This is a genomic window from Bacillus sp. LR_5, from assembly GCF_042709275.1.
This window is the reverse complement of sequence record NZ_JAVAXX010000267.1, coordinates 1-8799: the sequence shown is the minus strand read 5'-3', so window position 1 is coordinate 8799 and position 8799 is coordinate 1. Positions and strand designations below refer to the sequence as shown.

Annotated in this window: 8 protein-coding genes; 7 read left to right on the top strand and 1 reads right to left on the bottom strand. The window is 42.1% G+C overall.

Features of this window, described 5'->3' with window-relative positions; translation table 11 throughout:
- From cdaA to RAC86_RS31030, 5 genes are all read left to right on the top strand, one after another.
- On the top strand, nucleotides 1-685 hold a 685-nt coding region (gene cdaA, locus RAC86_RS31050), incomplete at its 5' end, for a diadenylate cyclase CdaA (protein WP_377886230.1).
- On the top strand, nucleotides 678-2129 hold the full coding sequence (cdaR, locus tag RAC86_RS31045) for a CdaA regulatory protein CdaR (RefSeq protein ID WP_029726928.1): 1452 nt from the start codon (nucleotides 678-680) through the stop codon (nucleotides 2127-2129). The genes cdaA and cdaR, both read left to right, overlap by 8 nt.
- Nucleotides 2130-2147: 18 nt before the next feature.
- Nucleotides 2148-3494, top strand: a complete 1347-nt coding sequence (glmM, locus tag RAC86_RS31040; protein WP_014478651.1) for a phosphoglucosamine mutase — start codon at nucleotides 2148-2150, stop codon at nucleotides 3492-3494.
- Nucleotides 3495-3927: 433 nt separating this feature from the next.
- Complete coding sequence (gene glmS, locus RAC86_RS31035; protein ID WP_015252962.1) at nucleotides 3928-5730, top strand: glutamine--fructose-6-phosphate transaminase (isomerizing); 1803 nt, start codon at nucleotides 3928-3930, stop codon at nucleotides 5728-5730.
- A gap of 46 nt (nucleotides 5731-5776) precedes the next feature.
- Nucleotides 5777-5917: a hypothetical protein gene (locus RAC86_RS31030; RefSeq protein ID WP_015252961.1), complete on the top strand. Its 141-nt coding sequence runs from the start codon at nucleotides 5777-5779 to the stop codon at nucleotides 5915-5917.
- Between the two features lie 281 nt (nucleotides 5918-6198).
- Here the strand turns inward: RAC86_RS31030 and alkA are convergent, their stop codons facing one another.
- A complete protein-coding gene (gene alkA / locus RAC86_RS31025) occupies nucleotides 6199-7110 on the bottom strand; it encodes a DNA-3-methyladenine glycosidase II (RefSeq protein WP_163260146.1) in 912 nt (303 codons plus the stop codon).
- 272 nt (nucleotides 7111-7382) lie between these two features.
- Here alkA and adaA point away from each other — a divergent pair, with 272 nt between their 5' ends.
- Nucleotides 7383-8018 carry a bifunctional transcriptional activator/DNA repair enzyme AdaA gene (gene adaA / locus RAC86_RS31020; protein ID WP_377886383.1) on the top strand — a complete coding sequence of 212 codons (636 nt, stop codon included), beginning with the start codon at nucleotides 7383-7385 and terminating at the stop codon, nucleotides 8016-8018.
- Nucleotides 8005-8544 carry a methylated-DNA--[protein]-cysteine S-methyltransferase gene (gene adaB / locus RAC86_RS31015; RefSeq protein ID WP_041352200.1) on the top strand — a complete coding sequence of 180 codons (540 nt, stop codon included), beginning with the start codon at nucleotides 8005-8007 and terminating at the stop codon, nucleotides 8542-8544. Before adaA ends, adaB begins: the two co-directional genes overlap by 14 nt.
- Nucleotides 8545-8799 lie beyond the last annotated feature (255 nt).

Sequence of the window (8799 nt, the reverse complement as noted above, 5' to 3'; positions counted from 1 at the left end):
CATCGTGCTTGTTCGTATGGCCAGCCAATATTTGGGCCTCAGCACACTTCAATGGCTGATGGACCAAGCGATAACATGGGGATTTTTAGCAATTATTATTATTTTTCAGCCTGAGCTGAGAAGAGCGCTTGAACAGCTAGGCCGCGGCCGCTTTTTTTCGAGGAGCGGCACGCCTGTTGAAGAAGCGCAGCAGAAAACGATTGAGGCCATTACAAAAGCGATCAATTATATGGCGAAACGCCGTATAGGCGCCCTGCTGACCATTGAGCGGGATACTGGAATGGGGGATTATATTGAGACCGGCATACCACTAAATGCCAAAGTCAGCTCTGAGCTGCTGATCAATATTTTTATTCCAAACACCCCGCTTCATGACGGTGCGGTGATTATGAAAAATAATGAAATTGCCGCGGCCGCCTGTTATCTGCCGCTTTCTGAGAGCCCGTTTATTTCAAAAGAACTGGGCACGCGGCACAGAGCAGCTGTCGGTATCAGTGAAGTAACAGACAGTTTGACGATTATTGTGTCTGAAGAGACCGGCGGCGTCAGTGTGGCAAAGAACGGCGACCTTCACAGAGAGCTTACAGAAGAAGCGCTGAAAGAAATGCTTGAAGCCGAGTTTAAGAAAAACACCAGAGACACTTCTTCTAACCGCTGGTATTGGAGGGGCAAGAAAAATGGATAAATTCTTAAACAACCGCTGGGCTGTGAAAATCATTGCTCTGCTTTTCGCGCTCTTGCTTTATGTGGCGGTTAACAGCAACCAAGCACCGACTCCAAAAAAACCGGGTGAATCTTTCTTTCCGACATCAACAACTGATGAAGCAACTCTGACTGATATTCCGGTTAAAGCGTATTATGATGATGAAAATTACGTCGTGACGGGTGTTCCGCAAACGGTTAATGTCACGATAAAAGGCTCGACAAGCGCCGTGAAAAAGGCTCGGCAGACCAAAAACTTTGAAATATATGCCGATATGGAACATTTGAAAACCGGCACACATAAGGTTGAGCTTAAGGCCAAAAACGTGTCGGATGGGCTGACAATCTCAATTAATCCGTCTGTTACGACAGTGACCATTCAGGAACGGACGACCAAAAGTTTTCCCGTAGAAGTGGAGTACTACAACAAAAGCAAGATGAAAAAAGGCTATTCTCCGGAGCAGCCGATTGTCAGTCCGAAAAATGTGCAGATTACCGGATCGAAAAATGTGATCGATAATATTTCTCTTGTAAAAGCTTCAGTGAATTTGGAAAACGCAGATGAAACGATTGAAAAGGAAGCGAAAGTGACTGTCTATGATAAAGACGGAAACGCGCTTCCTGTCGACGTGGAGCCCTCGGTCATCAAGATTACCGTTCCGGTGACAAGCCCGAGTAAAAAAGTGCCCTTTAAAATTGAACGGACAGGAAGCCTTCCTGACGGTGTCAGCATAGCGAATATTGAATCAAGCCCCAGTGAGGTAACGGTTTACGGCTCACAGGATGTGTTGGATTCTCTTGAATTTATTGACGGCGTCAGCTTAGATTTAAGTAAAATTAACAAGGATTCCGATATCGAGGCAGATATTCCGCTTCCTGACGGTGTCAAAAAAATCTCACCGTCAAAGGTGACTTTGCATATAGAAGTCGATAGTGAAGCGGATCAGAAGTTCGAGAATGTCCCTATCAAGACTGTAGGGCTGAGCAGCTCACAAAACATTGAATTTCTTGATCCTGAATCACAAGCGATAGATGTAACGGCTAAAGGCTCTCCCACGAATATAAAAAAGCTGAAAAAATCAGATATTGAATTGTATGTGAATGTTTCAGATTTAGAGGACGGGGAGCATAGCGTGAAGCTTGAAGTGAACGGGCCACAGAATGTAACTTGGTCCTTGGGGCGGAAAAACGCCAAAATCAAGCTGACGTCTAAGAAAAGCAATACATCAACGAATGATAACAGCAGCAATACATCAGGGAACCAGGATGACACAGATAAACAAACAAATGATCAAAAGAACAATCAGCAAGAAGATACAAAGAACACTGATAAAAACAGCAACGATCAAAACCAAGACGAAAATAAAGATCAAAACCAAGATCAGGATGAGGATGAATCCACTGCGAATTCATCCTCATCGGAATAAAAAAGGAGCGATTATAAAATGGGCAAGTATTTTGGAACAGACGGTGTAAGAGGTGTCGCCAATAGTGAGCTTACACCTGAGCTGGCCTTTAAAGTCGGACGTTTCGGCGGTTATGTGCTGACAAAAGACAAACAACGTCCAAAAGTGCTGATAGGCCGCGATACACGCATCTCCGGCCATATGCTGGAGGGAGCCCTTGTCGCCGGACTTTTATCCATTGGCGCAGAAGTCATGCGCCTAGGTGTCATTTCTACACCAGGTGTATCTTATTTGACAAAAGCGATGGATGCAGAGGCGGGCGTCATGATTTCCGCTTCTCATAACCCAGTGCAGGATAACGGCATCAAATTCTTTGGGGGAGATGGATTTAAGCTTTCTGATGAACAAGAGGCTGAAATTGAGCGCCTGATGGACGAACCTGAGGATAAGCTGCCAAGACCTGTCGGAGCAGACCTTGGACTTGTAAACGATTATTTTGAAGGCGGACAAAAATATCTGCAATTCTTAAAACAGACAGCTGATGAAGATTTCACAGGCATTCATGTGGCATTGGACTGTGCCCATGGCGCAACATCATCCTTGGCGACACACCTGTTTGCTGATTTAGATGCAGATGTTTCTACAATGGGGACTTCCCCGAACGGATTAAACATTAATGACGGCGTCGGTTCGACTCATCCCGAAGCGCTCAGCGCGTTTGTCAAAGAGAAAAACGCGGATCTCGGCCTTGCATTCGACGGTGACGGCGACCGCCTGATTGCTGTCGATGAAAAAGGAAATATTGTAGACGGCGACCAAATCATGTACATATGCTCAAAACACCTGAAATCAGAGGGCCGTTTAAAGGATGATACTTTGGTTTCAACCGTGATGAGCAACCTCGGCTTCTATAAGGCGCTCGAAAAAGAAGGCATCAAAAGCGTACAGACAGCTGTCGGCGACCGCTACGTAGTAGAAGCAATGAAAAAAGACGGCTACAACGTCGGCGGAGAGCAGTCAGGACATCTTATTTTCCTTGATTACAACACGACAGGGGACGGATTATTGTCTGCTATTATGCTGATGAACACTTTGAAAGCCACAGGCAAGCCACTGTCAGAGCTTGCAGCTGAAATGCAGAAGTTCCCGCAGCTGTTAGTCAATGTGAGAGTGACTGATAAATATAAAGTTGAAGAAAATGAAAAAGTAAAAGCAGTTATTTCTGAAGTTGAAAAAGAAATGAACGGCGACGGCCGGATTTTGGTGCGCCCTTCAGGAACTGAACCGCTCGTCCGTGTCATGGCTGAAGCGAAGACGAAAGAGCTGTGCGATGAGTATGTCAATCGCATTGTTGAAGTCGTCCGGTCAGAAATGGGATTAGAGTAACGAAGTCTATTATCAGAGAGTGAACAAGACAAGCGAGGTTTACATAAGATAATTGTGAGACATACGGCAAAGTTGTTTAAAAAACAATTGACCGTTTATGCCACATGTTGTAAAATCAAGCTTGTCTTGTTCTTATTTTCTCAATAGGAAAAGAAGACGGGATTATTGCTTTACCTATAATTATAGCGCCCGAACTAAGCGCCCGGAAAAAGGCTTAGTTGACGAGGATGGAGGTTATCGAATTTTCGGCGGATGCCTCCCGGCTGAGTGTGCAGATCACAGCCGTAAGGATTTCTTCAAACCAAGGGGGTGACTCCTTGAACAAAGAGAAATCACATGATCTTCCAAAAAACATGTAGGAGGGGACGATTGAAAGTCCCCTTGAAATTTGACTTTCTTCGTCTCCTTTTACAATCTTAGGAGGAAGAAAAATATGTGTGGAATCGTAGGTTATATCGGTCAGCTTGATGCGAAGGAAATTTTATTAAAAGGGTTAGAGAAGCTTGAGTATCGCGGTTATGACTCTGCTGGTATTGCTGTTGCCAACGAACAGGGAATCCATGTGTTCAAAGAAAAAGGACGCATTGCAGATCTTCGTGAAGTTGTGGATGCCAATGTAGAGGCGAAAGCCGGAATTGGGCATACTCGCTGGGCTACACACGGCGAACCAAGCTATCTGAACGCTCACCCGCATCAAAGCGCACTGGGCCGCTTTACACTTGTTCATAACGGCGTGATCGAGAACTATGTTCAGCTGAAGCAAGAGTATTTGCAAGATGTAGAGCTCAAAAGTGACACCGATACAGAAGTAGTCGTTCAAGTAATCGAGCAATTCGTCAATGGAGGACTTGAGACAGAAGAAGCGTTCCGTAAAACACTTACACTGTTAAAAGGCTCTTATGCAATTGCTTTATTCGATAACGACAACAGAGAAACGATTTTTGTAGCGAAAAACAAAAGCCCTCTATTAGTAGGTCTTGGAGATACATTCAACGTCGTAGCATCTGATGCAATGGCGATGCTTCAAGTAACCAACGAATATGTTGAGCTGATGGATAAAGAAATGGTTATCGTCACTGATGACCAAGTTGTCATCAAAAACCTTGATGGTGACGTGATTACACGTGCGTCTTATATTGCTGAGCTTGATGCCAGTGATATCGAAAAAGGCACGTACCCTCACTACATGTTGAAAGAAACGGATGAGCAGCCTGTTGTTATGCGCAAAATCATCCAAACGTATCAAGATGAAAACGGCAAGCTGTCTGTGCCTGGTGATATCGCTGCCGCTGTAGCGGAAGCGGACCGCATCTATATCATTGGCTGCGGAACAAGCTACCATGCAGGACTTGTCGGTAAACAATATATTGAAATGTGGGCAAACGTGCCGGTTGAAGTGCATGTAGCGAGTGAATTCTCCTACAACATGCCGCTTCTGTCTAAGAAACCGCTCTTCATTTTCCTTTCTCAAAGCGGAGAAACAGCAGACAGCCGCGCGGTTCTCGTTCAAGTCAAAGCGCTCGGACACAAAGCCCTGACAATCACAAACGTACCTGGATCAACGCTTTCTCGTGAAGCTGACTATACATTGCTGCTTCATGCAGGCCCTGAGATCGCTGTTGCGTCAACGAAAGCATACACTGCACAAATTGCAGTTCTTGCGGTTCTTGCTTCTGTGGCTGCTGACAAAAACGGCATCGATATCGGATTTGACCTCGTCAAAGAACTCGGTATCGCTGCAAACGCAATGGAAGCTCTATGCGACCAGAAAGACGAAATGGAAATGATCGCCCGTGAATACCTGACTGTATCCAGAAACGCTTTCTTCATCGGACGCGGCCTTGACTACTTCGTATGTGTCGAAGGCGCACTGAAGCTGAAAGAGATTTCTTACATCCAGGCAGAAGGTTTTGCCGGCGGTGAGCTAAAGCACGGAACGATTGCCTTGATCGAACAAGGAACACCAGTATTCGCACTGGCAACTCAAGAGCACGTAAACCTAAGCATCCGCGGAAACGTCAAAGAAGTTGCCGCTCGCGGAGCAAACACATGCATCATCTCACTGAAAGGCCTAGACGATGCGGATGACAGATTCGTACTGCCGGAAGTAAACCCAGCACTTGCTCCGTTGGTATCTGTTGTTCCATTGCAGCTGATCGCTTACTATGCTGCACTGCATCGCGGCTGTGATGTTGATAAACCGCGTAACCTTGCGAAGAGTGTTACTGTGGAGTAATAAATGTTTAACCCCTTTGGATAAGATTGTCTAAAGGGGTGTTTTTATGTCCAAAAGAGAAAGAACGTCTACAGTGGAAAAATGGATTAAAGAAGGTGATGCTACAGGACTCGACTATCTATCGGCCATGGCTATAGATTTAAGATGTTTCCACATTAGGTCGGTTAACGAGGTTAAAAGTCATTAAGACTTGGAGAGAAACTGCTTTTGCCTAACTGAGTTTTCTGATGTTAATACAGATATAAGAGAGCAGTTCCTCATTATGAAACGCTTTTGATAGCAGTTGGAATAAAGCATGCTAGAAATCCGAAAACCGGAGAGCCTATTGGAATGATAACGTGTTTTTTTATTGTCAATTAATAAAGGCAAAAGAATTCTAGAAGTCGCACTTACAATGTACTTGTGGGCCTTAGGTTTTAAAGCTCATTCTTTTTTTATTGAGTACATTCCGGTTTAAGTTGAAATGATTCAGTAAAGGACACGCCATAAATAAAAGGTAGCGTATGATTGCCATTCTTTCCATGGAACCGATATTTCTAAGATTTCATCTTTCGTAGGCTTTCGATTCATATTACGTAATATTTTTATCGAACGAATTAGACCCACATCATCGATTGGAAAAGCTGTCGGGAACCTAAGGCAGCGCATTAGAACATAATTGGCTGTCCAAGGACCGATTCCTCGTATTTTAATTAAGTTTTTTTCAGCATCTTTAAAGTTCATTTTCATTAATTTTTCCCTCGATAATTCCCCACTTGCCATTAATCTGGCTATTCCAATGATATATTCACTTTTTTTTACCGTCATTTTAATATCTGCCAGGTCGGTAGGGGTTAACCGTGCAATTCGCTCGTACGGTGGGAACACCCAATACTTTTTACCATTCCATTCAATAGAATCGCCAAATGCTTCTACAAATTGCTTCTTTAAGGAGTACGCGAAGGCTAAGTTAATTTGTTGCCCTAAAACTCCCCAACATAAAGCTTCAAATAAATCGGGAATGCCGATCACTCGCAACCCATAAAATTTTCGGGCAGGCATTTTAAGTAATGGATCTGCTTTTGCCATTTCATAAAATGGAGTTAAATCGTTATCAAGATCAAACCATTCATGAATATATTTTACAATCTCTTCCCGTTTCCACTGCTCAACAGGTCTAGAATCGTTTAGGAATTGAACAATCATTTGTTTATTATTGATTACGCTTACCTGCACTAAGGACCGAATTTCCCCAATGGCTATAACTTTTGTAATGATATTGTTCTCTATTTCATACATGCATTCATTTTTTTCCCTGGTTAGGTAGCCAAGGTTCGCATTCATGTCGAAAATTTCAGGTAATGTAATGACAATAACATCATTGACTTCATGCCATGTCACTTTTTCATTCTCCTTATCTTAAATAATTATAAGAAAACTCACGCTGGTTGAAATTAGTTTATCACATAATCATCTTTACTCATTTTGTTATCTTGCTATTACATTCTAACCATCTTATTTTTTTCTATTTATGAGGTTATAGTGTAGTTATCAAGAATGCTAAACGGGAGTAGATAAAAATGGCCCAAGATATAAAAATCGCGTGTCGAAAATTTAAATTGGGATTCAATTCAAAATGAATTAGATGAGCCATGTAAGGACAGGTGAGATAAATGCCGGATAATATCAATAACGGACATAAAGAGAGCCATGATCATAGAATTTCGAATGATGCAGAAATAATAACAGATGAAAAGTGGCAAGCAATTATAAATAATGATGCAGCGTACAATAATCAATTTTTCTACGCTGTAAAGTCGACAGGGGTATTCTGTAAACCATCCTGTAAATCTCGTGTTCCGAAAAAAGAAAATGTATGTATTTTTCCAAACGCAGAACAAGCTCTCCGCGCAAATTTTCGCCCTTGTAAACGTTGCAAGCCCACTAATGAAAAAATGCCTGATAGCGAGTGGGTTGATCTAATTACTGAATACATTGATAAAAATTTCACAGAAAAATTAACGCTAGAATCGTTAGCAGATATTTGTCATGGGAGTCCGTATCATATGCATCGAACATTTAAAAAGATTAAAGGCATTACGCTGGTTGAGTATATACAACAAGTTAGAGTACACGCGGCTAAAAAGTATTTGATTCAGACAAATAAATCGATTGGAGATATCGCTATATGTGTGGGTATAGCTAACGCGCCTTATTTTATTACTTTATTTAAAAAGAAAACTGGACAGACACCAGCACAATTTCGTCAAATGAGTAAAATGGAGGAAACGTACAATGGAAACAAATAAACCAACCCTTTATTGGTCTTTACTAATGTTCAAGGATTGGAATTTTTATATTGCTTCAACTTTAAAGGGGCTTGTGTTTGTAGGTTCACAGAACAAACCAATCGAGGAATTGTTCGAATGGGCTAGGAAACGCTTTCCGGGAAGTCTTCTTGTTGAAGATGATGATAAGCTTGAACCCTATGCCGTTGAAATCACTCAATATCTAGAAGGAAAGCGGAAAAACTTTACTGTTCCAGTTGAGTACGCCGGTACGCAATTTCAGCTAGCCGTCTGGAATGCACTTTGTGAAATTCCTTATGGACAGACGAAATCCTATTCCGACATTGCAAATGAAATAAATAAACCAGCAGCTGTTCGTGCTGTAGGTGCGGCTATTGGGGCTAATCCGGTATTAATTACTGTACCGTGCCATCGTGTAATAGGAAAGAATGGCTCATTAACTGGCTATCGGGGCGGATTTGAAATGAAGACACTGCTCCTCGATCTGGAAAAGCGAGCTTCATCTGAAATGGATGTTCCTCATTGAAAGTGAATCATCTATAATGGGTTGGATTCTTTTAGAGGAAAATAAAGACCAGTTTACTGATAAACTTGACAACTTTTAAAATTTAGCATATCTTATACGTAACTTAATAATCGATGCCGATGTTTATTTTTCCTTTTAAAATATGTAGGCCTTTAGCATTCTTTTCATATTTTATTTTAAATATTGATAAGATGAAAAAGCATACTAACTAAAAAGGAAGAGAAACATTAGTCAATTTATTTGATAATCAGGACT

Bases quoted from the DNA above. Each gene is read 5' to 3' on its own strand.
- adaA (WP_377886383.1), top strand. From the start codon at position 7,383: ATGCCGGATAATATCAATAACGGACATAAAGAGAGCCATGATCATAGA.
- glmS (WP_015252962.1), top strand. From the start codon at position 3,928: ATGTGTGGAATCGTAGGTTATATCGGTCAGCTTGATGCGAAGGAAATT.
- adaB (WP_041352200.1), top strand. From the start codon at position 8,005: ATGGAAACAAATAAACCAACCCTTTATTGGTCTTTACTAATGTTCAAG.
- glmM (WP_014478651.1), top strand. From the start codon at position 2,148: ATGGGCAAGTATTTTGGAACAGACGGTGTAAGAGGTGTCGCCAATAGT.
- cdaR (WP_029726928.1), top strand. From the start codon at position 678: ATGGATAAATTCTTAAACAACCGCTGGGCTGTGAAAATCATTGCTCTG.
- RAC86_RS31030 (WP_015252961.1), top strand. From the start codon at position 5,777: ATGTCCAAAAGAGAAAGAACGTCTACAGTGGAAAAATGGATTAAAGAA.